Source organism: Actinomycetospora sp. 2LY8.5, assembly GCF_057180585.1.
Window position 1 is genome coordinate 81,553 of sequence record NZ_JBXUHE010000025.1, and the last position, 22,442, is coordinate 103,994.

23 protein-coding genes are annotated in these 22,442 nt (G+C 74.7%); 10 read left to right on the forward strand and 13 right to left on the reverse strand.

Annotated elements, in window-relative coordinates; all coding sequences use genetic code 11:
- The first annotated feature begins 4 nt into the window (after nt 1–4).
- On the forward strand, nt 5–877 hold the full coding sequence (locus tag AC2A1K_RS23320) for an acyl-CoA thioesterase (protein ID WP_483898722.1): 873 nt from the start codon (nt 5–7) through the stop codon (nt 875–877).
- On the opposite strand, the gene AC2A1K_RS23325 is transcribed toward AC2A1K_RS23320, so the two are convergent.
- From AC2A1K_RS23325 to AC2A1K_RS23340, 4 genes are read right to left on the reverse strand one after another with little or no spacing between them, the layout of a single operon-like run.
- A complete protein-coding gene (locus AC2A1K_RS23325) occupies nt 874–1,872 on the reverse strand; it encodes an NAD-dependent epimerase/dehydratase family protein (RefSeq protein WP_483898723.1) in 999 nt (332 codons plus the stop codon). The two genes, AC2A1K_RS23320 and AC2A1K_RS23325, sit on opposite strands and share 4 nt — an antisense overlap.
- On the reverse strand, nt 1,869–3,479 hold the full coding sequence (locus AC2A1K_RS23330; protein ID WP_483898724.1) for a fatty acid CoA ligase family protein: 1,611 nt from the start codon (nt 3,477–3,479) through the stop codon (nt 1,869–1,871). Before AC2A1K_RS23330 ends, AC2A1K_RS23325 begins: the two co-directional genes overlap by 4 nt.
- A gap of 7 nt (nt 3,480–3,486) precedes the next feature.
- The gene (locus AC2A1K_RS23335; RefSeq protein WP_483898725.1) at nt 3,487–4,386 is read right to left on the reverse strand and encodes an alpha/beta fold hydrolase; all 900 of its coding nucleotides are present in this window, start codon (nt 4,384–4,386) and stop codon (nt 3,487–3,489) included.
- Entirely contained in the window at nt 4,383–5,411 is a 1,029-nt protein-coding gene (locus AC2A1K_RS23340; protein WP_483898726.1) for a 3-oxoacyl-ACP synthase III, read from the reverse strand. The genes AC2A1K_RS23335 and AC2A1K_RS23340 overlap by 4 nt, the downstream gene beginning before the upstream one ends.
- Before the next feature lie 293 nt (nt 5,412–5,704).
- Between AC2A1K_RS23340 and AC2A1K_RS23345 the strand changes: the two genes are divergently transcribed.
- Both AC2A1K_RS23345 and AC2A1K_RS23350 read left to right on the forward strand, forming a co-directional pair.
- Nucleotides 5,705–6,439 (forward strand): DUF998 domain-containing protein, encoded by a 735-nt coding sequence (locus tag AC2A1K_RS23345; protein WP_483898727.1) that lies wholly within the window; start codon nt 5,705–5,707, stop codon nt 6,437–6,439.
- Between the two features lie 11 nt (nt 6,440–6,450).
- A complete protein-coding gene (locus tag AC2A1K_RS23350; RefSeq protein WP_483898728.1) occupies nt 6,451–7,833 on the forward strand; it encodes a pyridoxal phosphate-dependent decarboxylase family protein in 1,383 nt (460 codons plus the stop codon).
- Here the strand turns inward: AC2A1K_RS23350 and AC2A1K_RS23355 are convergent.
- Nucleotides 7,817–8,569: a class I SAM-dependent methyltransferase gene (locus AC2A1K_RS23355; RefSeq protein WP_483898729.1), complete on the reverse strand. Its 753-nt coding sequence runs from the start codon at nt 8,567–8,569 to the stop codon at nt 7,817–7,819. The two genes, AC2A1K_RS23350 and AC2A1K_RS23355, sit on opposite strands and share 17 nt — an antisense overlap.
- An 89-nt stretch (nt 8,570–8,658) precedes the next feature.
- Between AC2A1K_RS23355 and AC2A1K_RS23360 the strand changes: the two genes are divergently transcribed.
- Entirely contained in the window at nt 8,659–9,549 is an 891-nt protein-coding gene (locus AC2A1K_RS23360) for an AraC family transcriptional regulator (RefSeq protein ID WP_483898730.1), read from the forward strand.
- Between the two features lies 1 nt (nt 9,550).
- Here AC2A1K_RS23360 and AC2A1K_RS23365 read toward each other — a convergent pair whose 3' ends face one another.
- Genes AC2A1K_RS23365 through AC2A1K_RS23375 form a run of 3 tightly spaced genes read right to left on the reverse strand, consistent with a single transcriptional unit; the run spans nt 9,551 to nt 12,398 of the window.
- Nucleotides 9,551–11,029 (reverse strand): MFS transporter, encoded by a 1,479-nt coding sequence (locus AC2A1K_RS23365; RefSeq protein ID WP_483898731.1) that lies wholly within the window; start codon nt 11,027–11,029, stop codon nt 9,551–9,553.
- Entirely contained in the window at nt 11,026–11,811 is a 786-nt protein-coding gene (locus tag AC2A1K_RS23370) for an SRPBCC family protein (protein WP_483898732.1), read from the reverse strand. The genes AC2A1K_RS23365 and AC2A1K_RS23370 overlap by 4 nt, the downstream gene beginning before the upstream one ends.
- Complete coding sequence (locus AC2A1K_RS23375; RefSeq protein WP_483898733.1) at nt 11,808–12,398, reverse strand: helix-turn-helix domain-containing protein; 591 nt, start codon at nt 12,396–12,398, stop codon at nt 11,808–11,810. The genes AC2A1K_RS23370 and AC2A1K_RS23375 overlap by 4 nt, the downstream gene beginning before the upstream one ends.
- A gap of 109 nt (nt 12,399–12,507) precedes the next feature.
- On the opposite strand from AC2A1K_RS23375, the gene AC2A1K_RS23380 reads away from it, so the two are divergent.
- The 3 genes from AC2A1K_RS23380 to AC2A1K_RS23390 are packed head-to-tail and all read left to right on the forward strand — an operon-like array spanning nt 12,508 to nt 14,111.
- A complete protein-coding gene (locus AC2A1K_RS23380; RefSeq protein WP_483898734.1) occupies nt 12,508–13,221 on the forward strand; it encodes a 5-formyltetrahydrofolate cyclo-ligase in 714 nt (237 codons plus the stop codon).
- A 58-nt stretch (nt 13,222–13,279) separates the two neighbouring features.
- Nucleotides 13,280–13,690: a hypothetical protein gene (locus AC2A1K_RS23385; RefSeq protein ID WP_483898735.1), complete on the forward strand. Its 411-nt coding sequence runs from the start codon at nt 13,280–13,282 to the stop codon at nt 13,688–13,690.
- A gap of 31 nt (nt 13,691–13,721) precedes the next feature.
- Nucleotides 13,722–14,111 carry a Uma2 family endonuclease gene (locus tag AC2A1K_RS23390; protein ID WP_483898736.1) on the forward strand — a complete coding sequence of 130 codons (390 nt, stop codon included), beginning with the start codon at nt 13,722–13,724 and terminating at the stop codon, nt 14,109–14,111.
- Between the two features lies 1 nt (nt 14,112).
- Here AC2A1K_RS23390 and AC2A1K_RS23395 read toward each other — a convergent pair whose 3' ends face one another.
- Nucleotides 14,113–15,186: an AbrB family transcriptional regulator gene (locus tag AC2A1K_RS23395; RefSeq protein WP_483898737.1), complete on the reverse strand. Its 1,074-nt coding sequence runs from the start codon at nt 15,184–15,186 to the stop codon at nt 14,113–14,115.
- Between the two features lie 596 nt (nt 15,187–15,782).
- On the opposite strand from AC2A1K_RS23395, the gene AC2A1K_RS23400 reads away from it, so the two are divergent.
- The gene (locus AC2A1K_RS23400; protein ID WP_483898738.1) at nt 15,783–16,436 is read left to right on the forward strand and encodes a sigma-70 family RNA polymerase sigma factor; all 654 of its coding nucleotides are present in this window, start codon (nt 15,783–15,785) and stop codon (nt 16,434–16,436) included.
- Here AC2A1K_RS23400 and AC2A1K_RS23405 read toward each other — a convergent pair.
- The 4 genes from AC2A1K_RS23405 to AC2A1K_RS23420 all read right to left on the reverse strand — a co-directional run bounded on the left by AC2A1K_RS23405 (nt 16,384) and on the right by AC2A1K_RS23420 (nt 21,154).
- Nucleotides 16,384–17,622, reverse strand: coding sequence for a class I SAM-dependent methyltransferase (locus tag AC2A1K_RS23405; RefSeq protein WP_483898739.1), 1,239 nt, complete (start codon nt 17,620–17,622; stop codon nt 16,384–16,386). The two genes, AC2A1K_RS23400 and AC2A1K_RS23405, sit on opposite strands and share 53 nt — an antisense overlap.
- 11 nt (nt 17,623–17,633) lie before the next feature.
- Nucleotides 17,634–19,046 (reverse strand): FAD-binding oxidoreductase, encoded by a 1,413-nt coding sequence (locus AC2A1K_RS23410; RefSeq protein WP_483898740.1) that lies wholly within the window; start codon nt 19,044–19,046, stop codon nt 17,634–17,636.
- A 151-nt stretch (nt 19,047–19,197) separates the two neighbouring features.
- Complete coding sequence (locus tag AC2A1K_RS23415) at nt 19,198–19,728, reverse strand: UGSC family (seleno)protein (protein ID WP_483898741.1); 531 nt, start codon at nt 19,726–19,728, stop codon at nt 19,198–19,200.
- A 4-nt stretch (nt 19,729–19,732) separates the two neighbouring features.
- A complete protein-coding gene (locus tag AC2A1K_RS23420; protein ID WP_483898742.1) occupies nt 19,733–21,154 on the reverse strand; it encodes a thioredoxin domain-containing protein in 1,422 nt (473 codons plus the stop codon).
- A 126-nt stretch (nt 21,155–21,280) separates the two neighbouring features.
- Between AC2A1K_RS23420 and AC2A1K_RS23425 the strand changes: the two genes are divergently transcribed.
- Together AC2A1K_RS23425 and AC2A1K_RS23430 are read left to right on the forward strand one after the other, a co-directional pair.
- Entirely contained in the window at nt 21,281–21,865 is a 585-nt protein-coding gene (locus AC2A1K_RS23425; protein ID WP_483898743.1) for a dihydrofolate reductase family protein, read from the forward strand.
- 51 nt (nt 21,866–21,916) lie between these two features.
- Nucleotides 21,917–22,312: a CopG family transcriptional regulator gene (locus AC2A1K_RS23430; protein ID WP_337705987.1), complete on the forward strand. Its 396-nt coding sequence runs from the start codon at nt 21,917–21,919 to the stop codon at nt 22,310–22,312.
- Nucleotides 22,313–22,442: the final 130 nt, after the last annotated feature.

The following is a 22,442-nucleotide window of genomic DNA, read 5'->3' on the forward strand; positions in this document are numbered from 1 at the left end:
CCGTATGGCCGACCACGCTCCGGTCCTGTCCGCGGGGCCCTCGCTGGACCCTTCGACGGACCAGGACGGCCACCGCCTCACCGACCCCGCCGCGTTCCCCGTCCTGCGCCCCGCGAGCCCGCGCTACGCCGACCTGGGCGGCGACGGCCGGGTCACGACGGTGGCGCTGGGCCGCTGGTTCGAGGAGGCGCGCGTCGCCGCGGCCCTGCCCCGCTTCCGGCGTCTCGTCGAGGACGGCGGGTTCGGGGTGTTCCGTGTCCTGCTGGCCGCGCAGCGGATCCGCGCCCTCGCGCCGATGACGCTCGACGGCGACTACCGCATCGGCACCGGGGTTCGGCGCATCGGCGGATCGTCGTACTCGTGGGGGCACGGCGTGTTCGCGGGCGACCGCTGCGTCGCGCTGTCGGACTCGGTGACCGTGCTGGCCACCGCGTCCGGGCCCTGCGGGCTGCCCGACGAGCTGCGCACCGACCTCGCCGCGATGGTGATCGACGAGCCGGGCGGCGCCCCGCCCCGCCCGGAGGCGGCGCGCCACGACCGCAGCGCCTACGCGCACGGACACGCGGTGACGACGCGCATCGGCGACGTCGACACCAACCGCCACGTCAACAACGTCGCGGTCCTGTCCTGGTACGCCGACGCCGTCGCGTCCTTCCTGACGCGCCGGCTCGGCGACATGGACGGCGGACCGCCCGAGGCGCTCGCGCCGAGCGCCTGGGAGGTGCAGTACGTCGACGAGGTCGCGCACCCGCGGACCTACGACGTCGCGCTGTCGGTCGACGACGCCCCCGGCGGCCTGCACTACCGCGCCGGCATCTTCACCGGCGGGCGTTGTGTGGGTCTCGCCGACGGCTTCGGGGCCGCCGTGCCGTCCTAGGTCGCCGGTGCGGTGCCCAGCGCGGCGGCCAGCCGCACGAGGCCCTCGTCGAGGCTGACGCGCGGGGCGAAGCCCAGGTCACGCCGGGCCGCGGTGATGTCGAACCAGTGCGCGGTGGACAGCTGGCGGGCCAGGAAACGGGTCATCGGCGGGTCGTCGGTGCGGCCCAGCAGCCCCCAGACGGCCTCGACGGCCGCGCCCGCCGCGACCGCGACCGGCCGGGGCACCGTGCCGGACACCGGCGGCAGCCCGCCCGCCCGGAGGATCCCGTCGATCAGCTCGCGGATCGGGCGCGGATCGCCCGAGGTGATGAAGTACGCGCGCCCTGCGCACGCGGCGTCGGGCGCCACGCGGTCGGCGGCGTCGAGGTGCGCGGCGGCCGCGTCGTCGACGTAGGTCGTGTCGATCAGCGACGAACCGTCGCCGACCAGCCGGAGCCGGCCGGAGCGGGCGCGGTGGAGGATGCGCGGCACGAGCTGGGTGTCGCCGGGACCCCACACGAGATGTGGTCGCAGCGCGACGGTCGCGAGCTCGGGGCCGTTCGCGGCGAGGACCAGTCGTTCGGCCTCGGCCTTGGTGGCGGGGTACGCCGAGTCGAACGAGGTGGCGTAGGGCAGGGACTCGTCACCGCCGTGGAGGTCGCCGCCGCCGTGCACCACGCTCGGCGTGCCGGTGAACACCAGCCGCCCGACGCCGGCCTCCCGGCACGCCGCGAGCAGGACGCGCGTGCCCTCGACATTGCTGCGGCGGAAGTCCGCGGCACGTCCCCCGATCCCGGCCTTCGCGGCCACGTGCAGGACGACGTCGACCCCCTCGACCGCGCGCCGCGCCACCGCGGGGTCGGCGAGGTCGCCGCGGACCGTGGACACGCCCTGCTCACGCAGGTGCGGGTAGTCGCCGCGCGCGAGGCTGGTGACGGTGTCGCCCCGGGCGAGCAGGGCTGCGACGACCGCCCCACCCAGGAATCCGCCGCCTCCGGTGACGAGCGCCTTCACGCGAGCTCCCCGGCGGCCCACGCGGCCAGGGCCGGGCGGTCGATCTTCGAGTTGTGCCGCGGGTCGACGGGGAGTCCCGGGTGCTCCAGCAGCGTGCGGATCGTGCGGGTGCGCGGGTGCGCGGCGGCGAGCGCCAGCAGCTCGTCGCGCAGGGCCGCGTCGAGCCGTGCCGGGCGCAGCAGCTCGACGACCAGCACCGGACGCCGGGCCCGCGAGGGCCCGACGCCGACCAGGGCGCAGCGCCGCACGGCGGGGTGTGCGTTGACGACCTCCTCGCACGGCACGCTGTAGAGGGGTCCCTCGGCGGTGTGCACGACGTGGGCGACGCGGCCGGCGAACCACAGCCGCCCCTGCGCGTCGGCCGACGCGAGGTCACCCATCCGGTGTGCCGGTACCCCGTCCCAGTCGAGGGTGGCCGCCGCGGTCGCCTCCGGACGCTCGGCGTAGCCGGCGCGCACGACCGGGCCGCGGACGACGACCTCGCCGACCTCGCCGGGCGTGACCTCGCCCAGCTCGGCGACGCTCGCCGCCGGCCCGTCGACGATCCGTACCAGGGTCACGTCGACGCCGGGAACCGGCCGCCCCACGCAGATCCCGTCGTCGGGCAGGGTGAGCAGCTCGCGGCTGCCGATGGTGGTGACGGGCAGGGCCTCGGTGGCGCCGTAGGGCGTGTGGACCTCGGCGTCGGGCCCGAGCAGCGCCAGCACGCGGCGCTGGGTGTCGCGGGGCACGGGTGCGCCGGCCGAGACGACCTGGCGCAGCCCGGGCAGGCGGGTGCCGGCCGGCGCGCCGCGCCCGAGCCGGTCGAGCACGGCGGGCGAACCGAACATGACGGTCGCGCCGGTGCGGCGCGCGGCGTGCACCAGCCGGGCCGGGTCCACCGAGGCCGGGCGGGTGGGGTCCATCCGCGGCACGACGGTGGTCATCCCCAGCGCGGGGCCGAACAGGGCGAAGGGCGGGAAGGTGGCGAGGCTGACGTCGCCGGGCCCGAGCCCGTACAGGTCGCGGACCAGACCGGCCTGGGCCAGCAGGGCGTCGGGGGAGTGCTCGACCCCCTTGGGCGGCCCGGTGCTCCCGCTGGTGAACAGGATGGCGGCCGGCGTGCCCGGCGGGCACGGTGCCGCGGTCACCGGGCGGCCGCGCGCGCCCGCGCGCTCGATCCGTCGCAGCGACACGGTCCCGGGCACCGGGAGGCCGCCCGCCGTCACGGCGATCCGTGCGTCGGGACACCAGCGCAGGGCCCGGCGGGCGAGGTGCGCCTTCGCCACGCCGACGAACGCCTCCGGGGAGACCTCCGCGAGACAGGAGCGCACCCGGCGCACCCCGATCCCCGGGTCGACGACGACCGGGACCGCGCGGACCCGCAGCAGCGCGTAGGCCAGCACGAAGAAGTCGGCGACGGGCGGCACGAGCAGCGCGGTCCGGGTGCCCGGCCCGATCCCGGCGGCGAGCAGCCCCGCCGCCGCGTCCTCCACCCGCCGCGCCAGCGTTCCGAAGGTCACCGTGCGGGTGCTGCCGAGCGGCCCGGGCAGCACGAGCGCACGCCGCTGCGGGGCGGCCGCGGCGTGCGCGGCGAGCATCCCGTCCAGGGTGGTGGCGGAGGCCACCGCCGGCTCAGCCACGGTCGCCGGCCAGGAAGGTGCAGGCGCGCGGCACGATCCGGGCGGCGGCGTCCTCGAGCACGTAGTGGCCGGCGTCGGGGAGGCGGTGCACCTCGGCGCTCGGGAGGTACGTCCTCAGCTCGTCGAGGATCCGGCCGTCGAAGACCGGGTCCTTCATGCCCCACCAGATCTGCGTGGGGAACGCGTCGAGCAGCGGCAGGCGCTCGGCGAGGCGCGCGAGGACGGGGTGAGCGGGGTCCGCGGGGCCGGTCGGGATGTCCTGCACGAACGCGTGCACGGCCACCCGGTGCGCCGGGACGTCGTACGGGGCGAGCAGGCCGCGGCGGGCCTCGGCCGGCAGCCACGCCCGGCCGGTACCGAGCACGAGAGCGCCGCGGGAGAAGGCACCGAGGCCGCGCACGGCCACGTCCCCGACGACGGGCAGCCGCGCCGCCCGCAGCGTCCAGGGAATCCGGTGCCCGCGGGGGAGCGGGAACGCGCCGGTGTTGAGCAGGACCAGGCGGTCGAGGCGGTCGAGGTTCTCCACTGCCCACGACAGGGCGATGGGGCCGCCCCAGTCGTGCACGACGAGCGAGACCGGCTCGTCGAGATCGAGGGAGTCGACGAAGGCCGCGAGGTCGTCGACCCGGCGGCGCAGGGTGTGCGGGTACTCGTCGGCGCCGGGCGTGTCGGAGCGCCCCATCCCGATGTGGTCGGGCGCGACGGCCCGCAGGCCGGCCGCGGGCAGCGCCGCCAGCAGCGATCGCCAGTAGAACGACCAGGTCGGGTTGCCGTGCACCAGCAGCACGGGCGGCCCCGAGCCCTCGTCGACGTAGGACATCCGGTGTCCGCCGATCTCGACCGACCGGGGCGTGGACGGATGGCCCGGCACCGTGAGGGCCTGCCTGCTCACCACAGCACCTCCGCCGCGGCCGCGTTGATGCCGCTGCCGACGCCCATGAGCATGACCCGCGAACCGTCGGTCACCGTGCCGTCCTCGACGGCCTTGCTGAGCACCGTGGGCACGCCCGCCGGGCCGATGTTGCCGAACCGCGGGAACTGCGACGGGAAACGGTCCTCGTCGAGCTGGAGCTGCTCGGCGACCGCGCGGGTGTGGACCTTGCTGACCTGGTGCAGACAGTAGACGTCGAACCCCGCCGCGTCCCACGTGAAGCTGTCGACGGCCTCCTTCCAGGTGCGCCCGGCGAGCTCCATCCCGGCCATGAGCAGGCCGCGCGTGTCGGTGCGCATCTCGTCGGCCTGACCGACGCACAGGTCGGCGTTGCCGCTGGTGCTGGCGCGGCCGAGCCCGCCGAGGAACCGGTGGCCGCCCGGCCCGTCGGCGCGCGAGAGGACCATGGCCACCGCGCCCGAGCCGACGGTCAGGGTGGCGAACTGCTCGTGGAACATCGTGCGCGTGGCGCCCTCACCCGCCAGTCGGGCGACCGTCGAGTCCATCGCGTAGCGGCTCGTCTCGCCGGCGACGACCAGACCGTGGTCGATCTCGCCGCGCTCGATCATCGTCGCGACCAGGTTCATGCCGTTGAGGAATCCGAGACAGGCATTGCCGAGGTCGAAGTTCACGGCCTCCGGCGACAATTCCATCCGGCCGTGGACGATGCTCGCCGTCGACGGTTCGAGGTGGTCCCTGCTCACCGAGGTGTTGATCAGCGCACCGATCGCGTCGCGGTCGACGCCGCTGCGCTCGAGCGCGACCTCACCGGCTCGCGCGGCGACCTCGCTCGGCGCGATGCCCTCGTCCCATACGCGGCGCTCGACGATGCCGGAGAGCTTCTCGAGCAGGCCGGGCGTGATGCGTAGGCGGCGGAGGGTCTCGCCGATCCGGTCCTCGAGCCCGCGGGAGGTGACCACGTGCGGGGCGTCGAGGTGCGCCAGCCCGGTGATCACGACCTGGTCGTAGCGCTGTGCCGCTCTCATGATGACGACGATGGCGGCGCCGGCGCATTTCCGCCATTCGCAATTCCCGGGACACGATGTCCGGGATAGTTGGCGATCAGGTGCTACCGTCGATCACGCGAATCGAGGTAACAGGAAAGGGGTCGGAACATTCTCGGCCGAATGGCCGTGCATTCGCCGTGCCGACGGGGCGGTTCCTCGCCGTCGACACGGTACGGCCGTACCGGGAGGTAGGCGCGCGGGTGTGGTGAGAGATGGATGGCACTCGCCGGGCGGTCGGGAACGTGCGCGGGCGGCGCGACGTTGGTCACCGCGTGACGACCTCCGAGGTGGCGAGTCCCCGTGTCGTTCCCCGTGTCGTCTCCCGCGTCGTGGCGCCCGGCGCGCGGACCGGGATCGCCGGCGTGCTGCTCGCGCTCGTGGTCATCGGGGCGATGCACCTCGTCGGGCCCTCGTCCCGGGTCGACCCGATCCGGCGCACGATCAGTGAGTACGCGCTCCTGCCGGGCGGGTGGTTGTTCGACGTCGCGGTCGTGGCTCTGGCGCTCGGGTCGGCGGGGGTGATCGCGGCCCTGGTCGCGGCCCGGCTGGCGCCGGCGCGATCCCTCCCGGTGGTGCTGCTCGGCGCGTGGTGCGTGGGGCTGCTGCTCGTGGTCGCGTTCGAGAAGACCAACTGGTCGATCGGCCCCAGCCTCTCGGGCTACATCCACCGCTACGCGAGCCTCACCGCGTTCCTCACCCTGCCCCTCGGCGCGCTGCTGCTCGCCCGGCGCCACCGCAGCGACCCGGTCACCCGACCGTTCCGGGTCGGCGTGCGCGTGGGGTCGTGGCTGGCGCTCGTGTCGTTCCTGCCGGTCGTCGGGGCCATCGCGCTGCGCGGGATCACCGGCGTGCCGTGGTGGCGCGCGGTCCCGCTGGGGCTGCTCGAGCGGGGGCTCGCCCTGGCGGAGGTGCTCGTGGTGGCACTGCTCGGGGCGTGGGCGCTGGCGCACGCCCGCCGCTCGGCGGCCGCCGGAGACGATCAGCTCGTGGAGCGCCCCGCCGCGTAGCGTCCCGCGGTGTGGTGGACGAGACGCTGCCGGACGAGACGCTGCGGGCCGAGACCCTCGACCGGGCACGGCGGTTCGCGAGGCAGTGGCTGGCGTCGCTGACCGACCGGCCGGTGGGACGTCCCGTCGAGGACGGTGTCCACCTCGACGGTGAGCTGCCGGCGCACGGGACGCCGGCCCCGGAGGTCCTCGACGCGCTCGCGGCCGCCCTCGAGCCGGGGCTGGTGGCGACGCCGGGTCCGCGCTACTTCGGGTTCGTCACCGGCGGCTCGCTGCCGGCCGCGCTGGGCGCCGACTGGATGGTCTCGGCGGCCGACCAGAACGTCGCCGCGCGCGTGATGTCGCCCGCGATGGCGCAGGTGGAGGAGGTCACCGGGCGCTGGGTGGGCGAGCTGCTCGGGCTGCCCGCGGGCGTCGCGCTGGGCTTCGTCACCGGGGCGCAGATGGCCAACGTCGTGTGCCTCGCGGCTGCCCGGCACGCCCTGCTCGCGGCCGCCGACTGGGACGTCGGGACCGACGGGCTCGCCGGGGCGCCGGTGCCGACCGTCGTCATCGGCGAGCACGCGCACTCGACGATCCTGCAGGCGCTGCGCCTGCTCGGGTTCGGGTCCGGTCGGGCCGTTCGCGTGCCCGCCGACGATCAGGGGCGGATGCGCGCCGACGTGCTGCGTGACCTGCTGTCCGCGATCGACGGCCCGGTCCTCGTGTGCGCGCAGGCCGGTCAGGTGGACACCGGCGCGTCGGACCCGCTCGGCGCGATCGCGGAGGTCGTGGAGGTCGTCGCCTCGAGAGAGCAGCGGTGGCTGCACGTCGACGGGGCGTTCGGTCTGTGGGCCGCGGCCGCCCCGGGTCGTCGTCACCTCGTCGCCGGTGCCGAGCGCGCCGACTCCTGGACCGTCGACGGGCACAAGTGGCTCAACGTCCCCTACGACTGCGGGATGGCGATCGTGCGCGACCCGGCGGCGCTGACGGCGGCGATGAGCCTGTCCGCCGCCTACCTGCCGATGGAGCTCGCCGACCCCTCCAGCCGCGTCCCGGAGAGCTCCCGGCGCGCGCGGGCGCTCCCGGTGCACGCCGCCCTGCGCAGCCTCGGGCGCGACGGCGTCGCCGATCTCGTCGAGCGCTGCTGCACGCTCGCCCGCCAGGCCGCCGACGAGCTCGGTGCGCACCCGGGCGTCGAGATCCTCAACGACGTGGTGCTCAACCAGGTCCTGTTCCGGCCGCGCGCGGGCGACGCGCGCGAGCTCGCCGCCGCCGTCGCCCGCGACGGCACCTGCTGGGTCGGCACGACCGCCTGGCAGGGGCGCCCGGCGGTGCGTCTGTCGGTGTCCAACTGGTCGACGACCCCGGAGGACATCGCGCGCTCGACGGCGGCGATCACCCGTCTGCTCTGAGCCGCGCCCGGTAGGAGACGAGCGTCCCCATGACCCAGCGGCGCCGCTCGACGACCTCGGCGTCGACGAAGCCGGCGTCGGTCAGGAGCGCGACGACGGCGTCCGCGTCGGAGGGATGCCGGCGCAGCGGGTGCCGGCCGTGCTCGTGGCCGTGCTCGTGGCCGTGCTCGTGGCCGTGCTCGTGGCCGTGGCCGTGCGACGGCGTCGCCCGGCTCAGCGCGTGCATCGCCTTCCCCACCAGGCGCGCGACCCGTCCGCGCCCCTCACCGTCGATGTCGACGATGTGGATCGAGCCGCCGGGGCGCAGCACGCGGCGCGCCTCCCGCAGGGCGCCGGGCTGCTCCTCGGCGGGCAGGTGATGGAACATCAGCGACGACAGCACCCGGTCGACGTGCGCGTCGGGCAGCGCCACGGCGTCGGCGAAGCCCTGCTCCAGCCGGGCGTCGGCGGGCAGTTTCGTGCGGGCGCGCTCGAGCGCGTCGGCGTCCGGGTCGAGACCGATCAGCTCGACGTCCGGGTGGCGCCGGGCGAGCGCGGCGAGCACGTTCCCGGTGCCGCAGCCGATCTCCAGCACCCGTCCGCCGGGCGGCGGTGCGGCCCGGGCGACGAGCCGCCGGTGCGCCCGCCCGGCGCCCAGCACGCGGCTCATCGCGTCGTACCAGGGCAGGAACGCCCTGCTGGTCGTCGCGGGCAGGTAGGACCGATCACCGGTGCTGGCGCGCTCCGGCTCCGCCATGGTGTGCTCTCCTCGTGGGACGTGATTCGGTGTCGGCGTCCACGGTCGCCGGGCGTTCACCAGGTGACAAGGAACGAAGCGCGGACGTGATGGGACGTTCTTCGGGTGTCCGGCTCGTCGGCTACCCGCGCGCCGCGGACGGGCTCGACGTCACCGTGCGGCACGCGGTCGGGGGCACCGCGTCCGCCGGGCCGCCCGTCCGCGAGGCCCACGCCCACGACTTCCTCTTCCTCCTGCTCGTCGAGCGCGGGACCGGGACGATGCGGGTGGACGACCGCGACGTCCCGCTCGCGGCGGGCGACGTGCTGGTGCTCGCACCCGGCACGGTCGTCGCCCCGCAGGCGCAGCACGTCGGTCCGGACAGCGAGGCCTGGATGGTCTACTTCCCGACCGACGTCGTCGACCCGACCGCGACCGGTTCGCTGGTCTCGTGGCGCTCCCACCCGTTGCTCGCCCCGCTCCTCGGCCACGGCCGCGCCGGCGGGCAGCGGTTCACGGTGCCGGGGGAGGAGCGGGAGCGATGGCTGGGGCACGTCCGCGCCCTCGACACCGAGCTGCGGGAGCGTCGCGACGGCGCGGCCGCGGCGGCCCGGGCGTACCTGACGCTGCTGCTCGTGGGCCTCACCCGGCTCGAGGCGGTGGTCACCGACGAGCTCCGCGACCGTGACGAGCCGCTGCTCGCGGCGGTGTTCGAGGTCGTCGAGCGCCGCTTTCGCGCGCCGCTGTCCCTGCGCGACGTGGCGGCCGAGGTCGGGCTGACGCCGGGCCACGTGACGACGGTCGTGGGGCGGCGCACCGGGCGGACCGTCCAGCAGTGGATCACCGAGCGCCGCCTGCGCGAGGCCCGCCGCCTGCTGCACGACACCGACCTGACCGTGGCCGCCGTCGCCGCCCGGGTGGGGTTCCGCGACGCCGGCTACTTCGTGCGCCGCTTCCGTGCCGAGCACGGGGTCCCACCCGGGCGGTGGCGCGCGGCCTGACTCACCCGCCGACGGGCTCGGGCTCCGGCGTCGAGGTCGGCGTCACCGGCACGTGCCGCAGCCTGGCGACGACCAGGGCGGACACCGCGACGAGGACCACCGCGGCGACCGCGGCGGTCACGGTGACCGCGCCGGTGAACGCCGCGCGGGCCGGGTCGAGGAGGCCCGGGTCGCCGGTGGTGACGGCGCCGGCGAGCCCCTCGCGAGCGGCTGCCGGGATGTCGGCGGGCAGGAGGCCGCGGTACACCGCCACCGCGAGGCTGCCCATCCCGGCGAGGCCCACCGCCATCCCCAGCTCCTGGCCGGTCTCCGAGAGCGACGATGCCGATCCCGCCTGCGCGGGCGGCGCCGAGCCGACCACCAGACCCACGCCGAGGCCGCCGGGCAGGCCCATCCCGAACAGGGCGACCGTGAAGGCGGCCGTCATCGGCGTCGTGCCGGCCCGGGCCGCGAGCGCCACGCCGGCCAGCCCGACGGCGGCGAGCACCATGCCGCCGGCCATCACCCACGCCGGGCGGACCCGCCGCGCCAGCACCGGCCCGAGGAGGACCCCGGCCAGCATCGCCACGGTGCCGGGCAGTGTCGCGAGGCCGGCGGTGAGCGGGTCGAGGCCGGCCACGAGCTGGAGGTGCTGGGTGATGACGAGGAACATCCCGCCCATGACGACGCCGCCGAGCAGCATCGTGGCGAGCGCGCCGCGCAGCGCCGGGTGCGCGAGCAGGCGCAGGTCGAGCAGCGGGTGCTGGAGGCGGCGCTGGCGGCGGACGAACGCGACGCCCGCGAGCACCCCGACGACGAGGGCGGCGAGTGTCGTGGCGCCGACATCGCCACGCGCCAGCGCCTTGACCCCGTGGACCACCGGGAGCAGGGCGAGCAGCGACAGGGCGACGCTCGCGGGGTCGAGGCGGCCGCCGCCGGTGCCCGGACCCTCCGGGAGCAGCCGCGGACCGACGGCGAGCAGCAGCACCATCACCGCGACGCCGGGCAGGAACACCGAACCCCACCAGTAGTGCTGCAGCAGCAGGCCGCCGAGGGCCGGTCCGAGCGCGCCGCCCGCCATGATCGCGGAGAAGACGGTCGCGACGGCCATGCCCTGGCGACGCGGATCGGTGTACAGGCTCGTGACCAGCGCGAGCGCCGAGGGCATGAGGGTGGCGCCGGCGATGCCCAGCCCCGCGCGGGCGGCGATGAGCAGCTCCGGGGTCGGTGCGAGAGCCGCGGCCAGCGACGCCACCCCGAACGCCGCGGCACCGATCAGCAGCAGGCGCCGCCGTCCGATGCGGTCACCGAGGCTGCCCATCGTCACGAGGAACCCGGCGACGAGGAAGCCGTAGACGTCGGTGATCCAGAGCTGTTCCGCCGCGTCGGCGTGCAGGTCCTCCGCGAGGCGCGGGAGGGCCACGAGCAGCACGGACAGGTCGAGCGCGACGAGCAGGGCCGGGAGCGTGAGGACGGCGAGGGCGAGTCGGGGGCGGGTCATCGGATCTCCTCGAGCCAGGCGCGCCAGCGGGCGCGCTCGCGGTCGGCGACGGCGGTGGCGTCGGTGCTCGGGCCGTCGAAGAAGGTGAGGTGCACGGCGGCGTGGCCGTCGGTGCCCGCGGTGGCGAGGTCGGCCACGCCGGGGGCGGGCGCGTCGATCAGGAGCACGACGCTGCTGAGATACCGGCCGGGGGCGAGGACCTCGACGGTGCCGACGAGCTCCGGAGTGCCGACGAGCGTCACGTGGTCACCCACCCGGGCCTTCTCCAGACCCGTCGCGGCGAGCAGCGCGGTCCACGCGTCCTGCTGCGACCCGCCCAGCGCGGCGCCCTCGGAGATCGTCGCCGGGCGCCGCCCCGGGAAGTGGGCGAGGTAGAGGCGCAGGGTCTCCAGCGCGGAGGCCATGCCCTCGCGCAGGGCGTCGATCTCGTCGTCCCAGTCGTCGCCGTGGCCGAATCCGCTCATCACCATGCGCACGACGCAGGTGCCCTCGTCGCGCGTGCTGACCAGCCACTCGGTGGCGAGCGTGGTGGTCTCGTTCCCGGCGGGCCAGGTCGCCGCGGTGGCGAAGCGCTCCGGGGCGTCGTACGCGGTGACCTCGCCGCCGTCGGAGAAGCCGCCGCCCATGTCGAAGGCGAACTCGCCGCCGACGTGCTCGCCGACGCGGGTCGGATGCAGCCAGGAGCTGATGCCGGGCCCGGTCGCGATCGCGTCCCAGACCTGCTCGGGAGTGCCGGGCACCGTGACCTCGAGGTCGACGGTGCGGGGGTCCTTCTCGGTCATGCGTCGTCCTCCGTGGTCGGGGCCGGCACGGGGTGCGCGCCGACGACGAGGCGGTGGGGGCGGCCGTCCGGGGCGTGGTAGCGGGCGGCGAGCTCGCGGACCGCGGCACCGAGCTCGTCGGCGAACGCGGCCCGCTCGGCCGCCGAGGCGAAGCTGATCTCGGTGTCGATCGCGAGGGTCGCGAGGCGCTTGTCCTGCGCGTCGGCACGGCGGGCGAGGTCACCCACCTCGCGGACCAGTCGTCCGCCGAGGGCGAGCAGGTAGCGCGCCGAGAGCCGGTCGGAGACCCGCTCCGGGCTGCTCGCGGCCTCGCCCAGAGCGGCGGGGGAGACCAGGTAGGAGGCGGCCGAGGCCTCGAGCATCCGTTCGGTGAGCCCGCGCCTGGGGCGTTGGGCGACCTCGCGCACCAGGCCGTGGGCCTCGAGCGTGCGCAGGTGGTAGTTGACCTTCTGTCGGGTGAGGCCGACCCGACCGGCCAGGGTGGAGGCCGATCCGGGCTCGGCGAGCGCGGCCAGCAGGCGCGCGCGCAGGGGGTCGAGGGCCGCCGCGGCGGCAGCCGGTTCGTCGATCACGTCCACGTCGAGCACGGACCCACGACAACATTGACAAGAAAAATTGTCAAATGGGGGACCCGTACCGTGGCGCCCCGTGGCAGGGAGCCGACGACATGACGCGGACGCGGGTGGCCCCGCGGAGGTGAACGAGGCGAAGGCGGCGGTGCGGCAGCGCGTGTGGGACGCGCTGAAGGACGGGAGGCTCGCGCGGTTTCCGGGGGCGCACGGGCGCATCCCGAACGTCAGCGGCGCCGAGACGGCCGCCGAGCGCCTGCGCGGGACCGAGGTCTGGCGGCGCGCGCGGACCCTGAAGTGCAACCCGGACGCCGCGCAGTGGCCGGTGCGCCAGCGCGCCCTGCAGGACGGCAAGACCGTCTACATGGCGGTGCCGCGCCTCGCCGAGGAGGCGCCGTTCTTCCTGCTCGACCCCGAGCACCTCGCCGACACCCCGCGCAAGGCGTCGTCGATCAAGGGGGCGTCCCGGTCCGGGCGGACGGTGGCGGTCGACGACCTCGAGCCCGTCGACCTGGTCGTCACCGGCTGTGTGGCCGTCGCGGAGGACGGCGCGCGGCTGGGCAAGGGCGGGGGATTCAGCGACCTCGAGTTCGCCGTGGCCGGCGAGGCCGGCCTGATCGCGCCGGACACCCCGGTGGTGACCACCGTCCACGAGCAGCAGGTCGTGCCGGTCGGCGACATCCCGGTGACCGACCACGACGTGCGCCTCGATCTCGTCGTCACCGCCGACCGCGTCATCACCTGCACGCGTGCGGCGCGCCACCCGGGACGGATCGACTGGGACCAGCTGACCGAGGAGAAGATCGCGGCGATCCCGCTGCTGCAGCGGGTGCGGCCCTGAGCGGTTTGCTTTCGCGAATCGGCACCCACGGTGCACCGCCCGCGTCCACCGTGGGCGGATGACCGTCACACCCGAGAACGCCGCACCCCTGCTCACCGACGACGACGTGCACGACCGCGTGGCCGCGATCGTCGGCCCGGCGACCCAGGACGGATGCGTCTGGCTGATGCTCGTCGACGGCGATCGCCGGCAGGCGCCCGTCGTCATCCCGCTCGCGGACTCCCCGCGCTACCCCGAGACCCATCTCGTCGATGGCCTGCGCGACATGCTGGCGCACCTCGGCGGGCCGCTGGCCACCGACGCCGGGCCCGGCGCGTGCCTGTTCGCGCTCGAGCGCTTCGGGCCCCGCGAGACCGGTCCCGCCGACGAGGAATGGGCCCGGGCGCTGCACGGCGCGGCGTCCGGCGCGGGGCTCGGGACGGTCGGCGTCTTCCTCAGCACCCCGGACGGTGTGCGGCGCATCCGGTAGCGGCTGGTGATGACAGGGGAGGAGCGGGACCATGAGTGCCGTGACCGAGCTGGCGTCCACCGCGGCGTCCACCGTCGCCGAGAGCTGCACGCGACTCCAGCCCGACGTCATCGTCTGCCGCTACGCGGACCTCACGCGAGCGAACCTGCCCGTCGCGCCGGTGCTGGCCGCGGAGGTCGCCTCGCGCAGTACGCGGCTGCACGACCGCAACACGAAGAAGGCGCACGACGAGCGTCTCGGGGTGCCGTCGTACTGGCTCCTCGACCCGGACGGCGACGGCGAGCTGGAGGTGCTCGAGCTCGACGCCGACGGGCGGTACGCGACGACGCCGCGGGCTCTCGGTGACGAGGCCGTCGCCCCGACTGCGCCGTTCGCGATCGCCGTGTCCCCGGCCCGCCTGCTCGACGGCCTGCGTCGCTGAGCTATCCGGTGCGCCGGCCGACGAACCGGGCGAGCGCGGGCGCCACCAGCAGCATGAGCAGCACGCGCAGCACCTGGACCGCGACGACGGAGGTCACGTCGGCGCCCGAGGAGATCGCGGTGGCGAGCACGGCGTACACGCCACCGGGCGTGGTCGCGAGGTAGCCCTCGAGCGGTGTCATCCCGGTCGTCCACGAGAGCACCAGGCCCAGCCCGGCGCAGATCGCGATGACGGCCAGGATCAGGGCGGTCGCCAGCGGCAGGACGCGCGCGACGGTGACCAGCGCCCGGCGGGTGAACTTCAGGCCGGCCTGCCACCCGATCGCCGCATAGGCGAGGTCGACCAGCAGGCTCGGCACGCTCGCCCCGACGACCAGGCCGGACATGCTCACCGCCGCGGCCAGCACCATCGGCCCGAGCAGCGAGCCCGCGGGCACGTGCAGGGCGCGGGCGATCGGGGCGCCGACCACCCCGCACCCGACGAGCATGAGGACGCCGACCCACCAGGGCGCGGTCGGGCCGACGACGTCCGGGGTGCTCGCCCCGACGTGGACCGCGCCGTAGCCGACGACCGCGACCACGGGCATCGTCGCCGTCACCAGCCCGACGCGGACGTACTGGACGACGGAGACGATCCGCTCGTCGCCGCCGAGCTCGGAGCTGATCGCCACCAGCCCGGACGCGCCCCCCGCGGTCTGCGCGAGCATGCCGGTCAGCGGCGACACCCCGCGCTGCACGCCCATCACCAGTCCCGCCGCCATGCTCACCAGCAGGGTGGCGACGCTGATCAGCAGGATCGGGAACCACTCGGCGACGACGGCGGCGAGCGTCTCGGGGCGGGCGAGCAGGCCGATCACCACGCCGATCACGGCCTGCGCGGAGCTCGTCGCCCGGCGCGGGACCGCCGACGGCCCGAGACCCGCCAGCGCGACGACCGTCGCCACCGCGAGCCCGGCGAACAGCGCGGCCGAGGGGACCGCGAGCGTGGCGAACCCGAGGGTCGCGGCGACGGTCACCACCACCAGCAGCGCCCACCGGGCGCCGGCGCCCGGCCACCTCGCGCGCTGTTCTGCCACCGCGCGGGAGCCTAGGCCTCACCCGCCGCGGCGCGAGGGAGGGGAGATTCGCTCAGGTGTTCGAACGAGCCTGGGCGGTGTCCGCCAGGCCCGAGGTCCCGATGATCATGCGGGGTCGGAGCCCGGGACGTCACCCGGGGCGGGCGCCGACGACGAGTGAGCACCGGCGAGCGCGTGGCGTTACGGACACTGGATGACAGCGACGCCACGCCGCTGACATGGGGAAGGGCCACTTCTGCCGAAATGACATAATGTCGATTATCGGATCATGCTGGTAGTGCGGAGTCGCTGCCCGGGAACCGTCGGTGATCGAGATCCGCTCGTCGGCGAGGACCGACCGGTGACGGCGTCACCACGGGCCGGAAACGTTGAATGGCACACGATCGATCGGCCGCCCGGCGGATAGTCGTGCCGCCGACCGCGCGCCTCCTTCCCATCGCGCACACGATCGAGCACGGTGAGGTCACGACCGGGTCGCACACCGCGACTTTCATGTTCGCTCCGTGACGACCCGATCACGATCAAGGCCGGGCGAGGACCCGGACGTGCTCGGGGGGAACCGTGAGGGCAGGGCCAGGACGCCGGTGGGGGCGCCGGTGACCGAGGAATCCGACCAGATCGACCGGCTCGTCGCCGCCGTCGTGGCGGGCGACAGGGCGGCGCTCAACCAACTGCTCGCGATCCTGCGCCCCCTCGTGGTGCGGTACTGCCGCTCGCGGCTGGGCACCGAACGCGCCGGTGTGGCCGCCGACGACGTCGCCCAGGAGGTCTGCCTGGCGGTGCTCAAGTCGCTGCCGACCTACACCGACCAGGGCAAGCCGTTCCTCGCGTTCGTCTACGGCATCGCCGCCCACAAGGTCGTCGACGCCCATCGCCACGCCGGCCGCGACCGCTCCGAGCCGACCGACGAGGTCCCCGAGGGATTCACCGACGCCGTCGGCCCCGAGCAGCACGCCCTCGAGTCGTCCGCGAGTGCCGAGATGCGCGCGCTGCTCGCCCAGCTGCCCGCCACGCAGCGCGAGATCCTCGTGCTGCGCGTCGTCGTCGGGCTCTCCGCCGAGGAGACCGCCGTGGCGGTCGGGTCGACGCCCGGAGCGGTGCGGGTCGCCCAGCACCGCGCCGTCGCCAAGCTGCGGGGTGTCATGACCGATGCCGGCGCCGACCGCGGTCCCGACGACACCCCGCCACGCGGCCTGCTCAGTACGCGGGCCGCAGCGGGAACCCGGACCGGGCGTCGGGGCCGAGCTTGACCCCCAGCACCTGGTGGAGCTGGATGTTGTTCAGGTCGAAGCCCACCTGGCACGCCGGCATGTAGAGCCGCCACACGCGGGCGCGCCCCTCGCCGGCCTCGGCGACGCACTCGTCCCAGTTCGCCTCGAGGTTGGCCGTCCACCCGGCGAGCGTCTTCGCGTAGTGCTCGCGGAGGTTCTCCTCGTGCCGGATCTCGAACCCGGCGGCGTTCATCCGCGACACGAGCCAGCCGATCGGCAGCAGCTCCCCGTCCGGGAAGACGTACCGGTCGATGAACGGGTCGGCGTGGGCCCGGTGGTGGGCGTCGGGTCGGGTGATGCAGTGGTTGAGCAGGCGCCCGCCCGTGCGCAGCTTGCGGTAGAGGAAGCGGAAGTAGCCCGGGATGTTGCGGCGCCCGATGTGCTCGGTGAGCCCGATCGAGCTGACCGCGTCGAAGCCGCCCTCGGTGACGTCGCGGTAGTCGCCGTGACGGATCTCCACGAGGTCGCCGAGCCCGCGGCGCGCGACCTCCTTCTGCGCCCAGTTCGCCTGGTCACGCGAGAGCGTCACGCCCAGTGCGCGCACCCCGTGGTGCTCGGCGGCGTGCATCGCCATCTGGCCCCAGCCGCAGCCGACGTCGAGCAGCCGCATCCCGGGCTCGAGGCGCAGCTTCTCGGCCACCAGCGCGTGCTTGGTGAACTGCGCTTCCTCGAGCGTCGCGGTCTCCGACGGGTACACCGCGCAGGTGTAGGCCATCGAGGGCCCGAGGACCATCTCGTAGAAGCGGTTCGACACGTCGTAGTGGTGCTCGATCGCGTCGGAGTCGCGGTCCTTGGAGTGCCGCTTGCCGTGCTGACGGTGCTCCTCGGGCGGCGGGGCGATGCGACGCTTGAACCGCAGCGGGGCCAGGCGCGCGGCCATGCGCACGAGTGTCGCCGGCGTGACGTCGGAGACGGTCAGCTCGCCCATCGCCGTCAGCGCCTCGTAGATGTCGCCGTCCACGTCCAGGTGCCCGGACACGTAGGCGCGCGCGAGGCCCAGGGTGTTGGGCGAGCCCGCGAGGTAGGCGAGCGCGGTCTCGCTGCGCACGTCGACGGTGGCCACGGGCGGGGCTCCCGGCGGAGCCGAACTGCTCCCGTCGTAGGCGCGGATGGCTACGGGGGCCTGCTCCCCCAGCACCGGTCGGAACATCTCGGCGACCTGCACGACGATCCTCCTCAGCCCGTCACGGTCTTGGTGTAGAGGTCGGGGAGGCGGCCGTCCGGGTCGTAGCGAGCCTTGAGCTCCCGGTAGGTCGTCCCCCCGTACAGCGCGTCGAACTCCTCGGGTGTGTAGCTGGACGTCGAGTACAGGGATTTGTGCCCGTCCAGCCCCATGAGCACCTGCTCGATGCGCCGGTTGTGGTGGTCCGGCGCCTGGCCCGGGGACAGCGGGGCGTCCGACCAGAACCCGACGTTGACGTAGGTCGTGTCGGGGTCCAGGGGGTAGAGCGGCCAGCTCCGCCGGTCGCGCTGTCGCAGGGGGCACAGCCAGACGGGGCTGATCCCGATCTCGTCGTGGAAGAACGCGAGGAACTCCGGCAGCCTGTCCACCGGCACCTCGACGTCCTGGATGATCGGCTCGGTGCCCGCGTGGCCCTCGCGACGCGCCAGCGCCTGCGAGAGGCCGAGGCGGCGGTCGAGAGCGACGATGCGGCGGTAGACGTCCGAGCGCCGGTAGCGGGCGGGCCACAGCCGGCGCACCGCCGGCTGCTGCACGCCGAGGGCGCGCGAGCACCAGAACCAGTCGGTGTCCCAGCGCCACAGGTAGTCGTGGATCGTCAGGAAGTCGACTCCCCCTGAGACCTCCCCTGAGACCTCGGCACGGTGCTGGATCGACCGGTAGTAGATCTGCTGGCCGGTGTAGTCCGAGAGGTAGGGCGCGGTGTCGACCATCTCGCCGACGGTCATGTAGTGCTCGCGGCCGGAGAACACCACGCCGTCGCAGAAGTCGACGCGCTCGCCGGCCCACTCGCGGGTCTTCGCGACGTCGGCCAGCGCCTGGGTGATCTCCTCGGCCGTGTCGAACCGGACGTGGCGCAGGCGCACGAACGGCCGCACCGGCGCGAGCTCGATGCGCAGGCGCAGCGCGTAACCCAGCGTCCCGTAGGAGTTGGGCAGGCCGGAGAGCAGGTCGGGGTGGTCTCCGGACGCGGAGCCTGCGGAGCCGGCCGTGGGTGCTCGGGTGGACAGGATGTCGCCCGTGCCGGTGAGCACGTCGGCCTCGAGCACCGACTCGTGCGGCAGTCCGTCGCGGAACGACGACGACTCGATGCCGAGCCCGACGACCGCCCCCCCGAGCGTGATCGTCTTCAGCTGCGGGACCACCAGTGGCATGAGCCCGTGCGGCAGGGTCGCCGCGACGAGATCCTCGTAGGTCGTCATGCCCGCGACGTCGGCGGTGCGCGCCACGGGGTCGACGGCGAGCACGCGGTCGAGTCCGTCGACCGTCAGCCCGCCCGCGCCGCCGCGGAAGCGGAACAGGTTGGAGGTCTTCTTGCGCAGCCGGACCGGAGCGTCCGCCGGCAGTGCCGCGAGCCCGTCCCGTACCGCGTCCACCGCCGCCCGGTGCGCGACCTCGGCGTCCGTCATCTGGGTGCTCCCTCCCGGATCACGGCCGAGCGTATGCCCGCCGTGAGCCCGAGAGCACCGGATCTCAGCTGTTCTGTGTGCCACCCGAGCGGACGCTCGACGGACCGTGGCCTGTGTGCCACACGGCGTGTCGACGCGGCGTGGCGCGGCGTCACCCGGTCGGGGTGCCGCCCGTGACCGCGGCCAGAACCCGCGCCAGCGAGTCGTCGGCCAGCGCGGCCATCTCCGGGTCGGTGCGGTCCTGGATCGGGTGGGCGACGTAGACGGCGGGCACCGACGCGAACCCCAGCGCGCGGGCCTGGGCATCGGTGGCGGTCACGAACTCCGTCGACGCGACGACGGTGGCGGTGACGCCGTCGGCCTCGAGGGCGGCGAGGTCGTGCACACTGCACGACGTGCACGAGCCTCAATCGGCGAGTGCCTCGATCACCACGTCGCACTCGGCGGCGATCTCCGCGCGCAGGTCCGCGGGCATGGGCTTGGTGAAGGTCGGCTTGGCGTAGCGGCGGACCGTCGCCCCCTGCTCGGCGAGCAGCGCCTCCAGCCGGTCGAGGTAGACCTCGCCGCGCGGCTTGGAGATGTCGAGCAGCCCGACGGTGCGCCCGGCGAGGCTGTCGGGACGGGGACCGACGGTGCGCGCCGCCGGGCGCGACTCGTCGGTGGGGTCCAGCACGATGACCATCGCGTCATTCCTCCTCGATCACGCGGGTGACGGGGCTGCTGCCGCCGGGGCCGCCGACCCAGCCGCCGATCACGGTCGAGAACTTGCCCGCTCCCCCGCCGGCGACGGCGACCATGAGCCCGCCGGGGCGGAACTTGGGCCGGTCTCGGGTCGCCGCGGGCAGGCCCTCCTCGATGCCGTCGGTACCGCGCACGAGTTCCGCGGCCGGCAGCAGGAGCAGGTCGTCGAGGGCGGCGGTGAACCGGGCGCGGTCCCACCCGGCCTCGGCGAACACCGCGACGTGCTCCGGCGAGAGCACGAGCATCGCGTCGAAGCCGCCCGTGAGCTTGGGGTGCGCGACGCCCCGCAGCGCGCCCGCCAGCGTGCGGGCCAGCGACTCCGGGGTGCGCGAGATCTGGTCGACGACGCCGCGGACGCCCTCGGCGGCGAACACCGTCACCGCCGACGCCCCGGCCGGCACGCCGCGGGAGGCCGCCAGCGGCTCCCACGGCGAGCCGTCCTCGTCCTCCGCGAAGCAGAGCCCCACCTTGCCAGGCTGCCCCAGCGTCGCCCGGTCGACCTCGCCGGGCCGCCCGCCGCCCACGTTGCGGATCACCAGCTGCAGCGCGCGCCCGATCGTCGAGTTCGCTCGCGTGCCCTGCCCGAGCGCGTTGCCCCCGGCGTTGACCCCGATCCGGCGCGCGACGGGACCGTGCACGAGCACCGCGGGGGCCGCGCCCCACGTGGTGGCCAGCAGGCCGTGCGCGTTGAACTCCGTGCTGCAGGCGGCCTCGACGGCGGCGAGCACGACCGGCAGGTACTCCGGGCGGCAGCCCGCGAGGACCGCGTTGATCGCGACCTTCTCGACGGTGGCGGGCACGAGGTTCGGCGGGACGACGGCCACGACCTCGTCCGCCGCCCGCGCGGTGCCCGCGAGCATCCGCAGTGTCCGGAGCGGCGTCGGCGCGACCACGGGCAGCCCGTCGGTCCAGCCCCGGTCGTGGAGCGCTTCGGCCTCGTCCTCGAGGCCCGCGAGTTCGACGCGACGGGCGGCGAGCTCGTGGCCGCGGGCGCGCACGAGCATCTCGTTGGCCACCGCGGGGTCGTGGATGCGCGACCCGCAGCCCGGCTTCCACTCCGGCAGCTCCGCGCCGAGGTCGGCCACTCCGGCGAGTTCCCGCCACCGCTCGCGGTCCCAGCCTTCGGTGCGCCCGGTCTCGCGCCCGCCCTCGCGGCGCAGGAGGGTCGGGACGACGTCGATGCCCAAGGCGACGCTGGCGTCGAGCGCGGTGTCGTCGCGGACCGCGATCCCGGGCGGGAACGCGGGGTCGTCCTGGCTGAAGACGGTGGCGTCGAGGACGTCGAGGACCGGCGCCACCAGCTGACACGTCGGGCAGTCCTGTTTGAGGACCACCACGAGCCCGTCGTCGGGCACCGTCGCGGTCACGCCCGAGACGCTACCGAGATTTCCCGGCGGTATGTCGAGGAATCCCGAGCCGGCTCCGTCTCCACGGTGAAGCACGGTGAAGCACGGTGAAGGCAGCACACCGACACGAACAAGGAGCACCCCGAGATGCGCAAGCTCGTCGTCACCGCCATCTGCACGCTCGACGGCTTCGTCGCCGGCCCCGGCGGGCACGTCATGGTCATGCCCTTCGACGAGGGCTTCAACGACTACGCGGGCGAGCGCCTCCGCGCCGCCGGCACCCTGCTCGCCGGGAGGACCACCTACGAGGAGTTCCGGGCGTACTGGCCGGGCGTCGCCGACGACCCGTCGCACGGCGAGGTGGAGCGCGACATCTCCCGGGTGCACAACACTCTGGAGAAGGTCGTGGTCTCCGACTCGCTGGAGATCGAGCCGGGCTCGACGTGGGCCGACATCACCCGCGTCGTGCGCCGCGCGTCGGCAGCCGACGTGGTCGAGGAGCTCACGGCCGGCGACGGCGGCGAGATCCTCGTCTTCGGCAGCTTCACGACGTGGAACCCGCTGCTGGTCGCGGGGCTCGTCGACGAGCTGCACGTCCTGGTCGGTCCGGCCCTGCTCGGGACCGGGGTGCCGCTGCTGGCCGAGCCGACCCGGGTGCCGCTGCGCCTGCTGGGGACCCGGCAGCTGGAGGATTCGTCGCTGGTGCTGCACCGTTACGACGCACGGGCTTGATTTCCGGTCGACCATCCGTGCACCATCCATGTGGATGGTGGAAGGGGTCGCGTGGTCGGTGAACCGGGGACCGAGAAGATCACGATCAACATCGGCCCGGTCGACCTCGGCCGCATCGACCTGCTGGTGCAGGAGGGGCACTTCACCAACCGCACCGACTTCATCCGCACCGCCGTCCGCAACCAGCTCGCCGCGAGCGGGCCCGCGATCGAGCACACGGTCGCGCGCCGCACGCTCGTGCTCGGCACGCAGCACTTCTCCCGGCGCGATCTCGAAGCCCTCCGCGACGCCGGCGAGCAGGTGCACGTCCGGGTGCTCGGTCTGGCCACCATCGCCGACGACGTCCCCGTCGAGCTGGCGACGGCCACGATCGCGTCGATCGAGGTGCTCGGCGCGTTCCGCGCGAGCCGCGCGGTGAAGGCCGCGCTCGGCCCGCGCATCGTCTGACGACCCCGTTACCTTCTTGATCAGGCCCGGTGAGGGCTTGCAGGCCGCCGGCCACGGCATGACTGAGTGCCCCTGTCGTTGATGATCTGGGGGGTGTTGTCACCGTGGTCGGAGGGCGCCAACGACCGCT

Excerpts from the sequence above, each read along its gene's own strand:
- AC2A1K_RS23355 (WP_483898729.1), bottom strand. The coding sequence starts at position 8,569 with ATGGCGGAGCCGGAGCGCGCCAGCACCGGTGATCGGTCCTACCTGCCC.
- AC2A1K_RS23320 (WP_483898722.1), top strand. The coding sequence starts at position 5 with ATGGCCGACCACGCTCCGGTCCTGTCCGCGGGGCCCTCGCTGGACCCT.
- AC2A1K_RS23385 (WP_483898735.1), top strand. The coding sequence starts at position 13,280 with ATGACCGTCACACCCGAGAACGCCGCACCCCTGCTCACCGACGACGAC.
- AC2A1K_RS23360 (WP_483898730.1), top strand. The coding sequence starts at position 8,659 with ATGGGACGTTCTTCGGGTGTCCGGCTCGTCGGCTACCCGCGCGCCGCG.
- AC2A1K_RS23340 (WP_483898726.1), bottom strand. The coding sequence starts at position 5,411 with ATGAGAGCGGCACAGCGCTACGACCAGGTCGTGATCACCGGGCTGGCG.
- AC2A1K_RS23410 (WP_483898740.1), bottom strand. The coding sequence starts at position 19,046 with ATGACGGACGCCGAGGTCGCGCACCGGGCGGCGGTGGACGCGGTACGG.
- AC2A1K_RS23425 (WP_483898743.1), top strand. The coding sequence starts at position 21,281 with ATGCGCAAGCTCGTCGTCACCGCCATCTGCACGCTCGACGGCTTCGTC.
- AC2A1K_RS23365 (WP_483898731.1), bottom strand. The coding sequence starts at position 11,029 with ATGACCCGCCCCCGACTCGCCCTCGCCGTCCTCACGCTCCCGGCCCTG.
- AC2A1K_RS23390 (WP_483898736.1), top strand. The coding sequence starts at position 13,722 with ATGAGTGCCGTGACCGAGCTGGCGTCCACCGCGGCGTCCACCGTCGCC.
- AC2A1K_RS23370 (WP_483898732.1), bottom strand. The coding sequence starts at position 11,811 with ATGACCGAGAAGGACCCCCGCACCGTCGACCTCGAGGTCACGGTGCCC.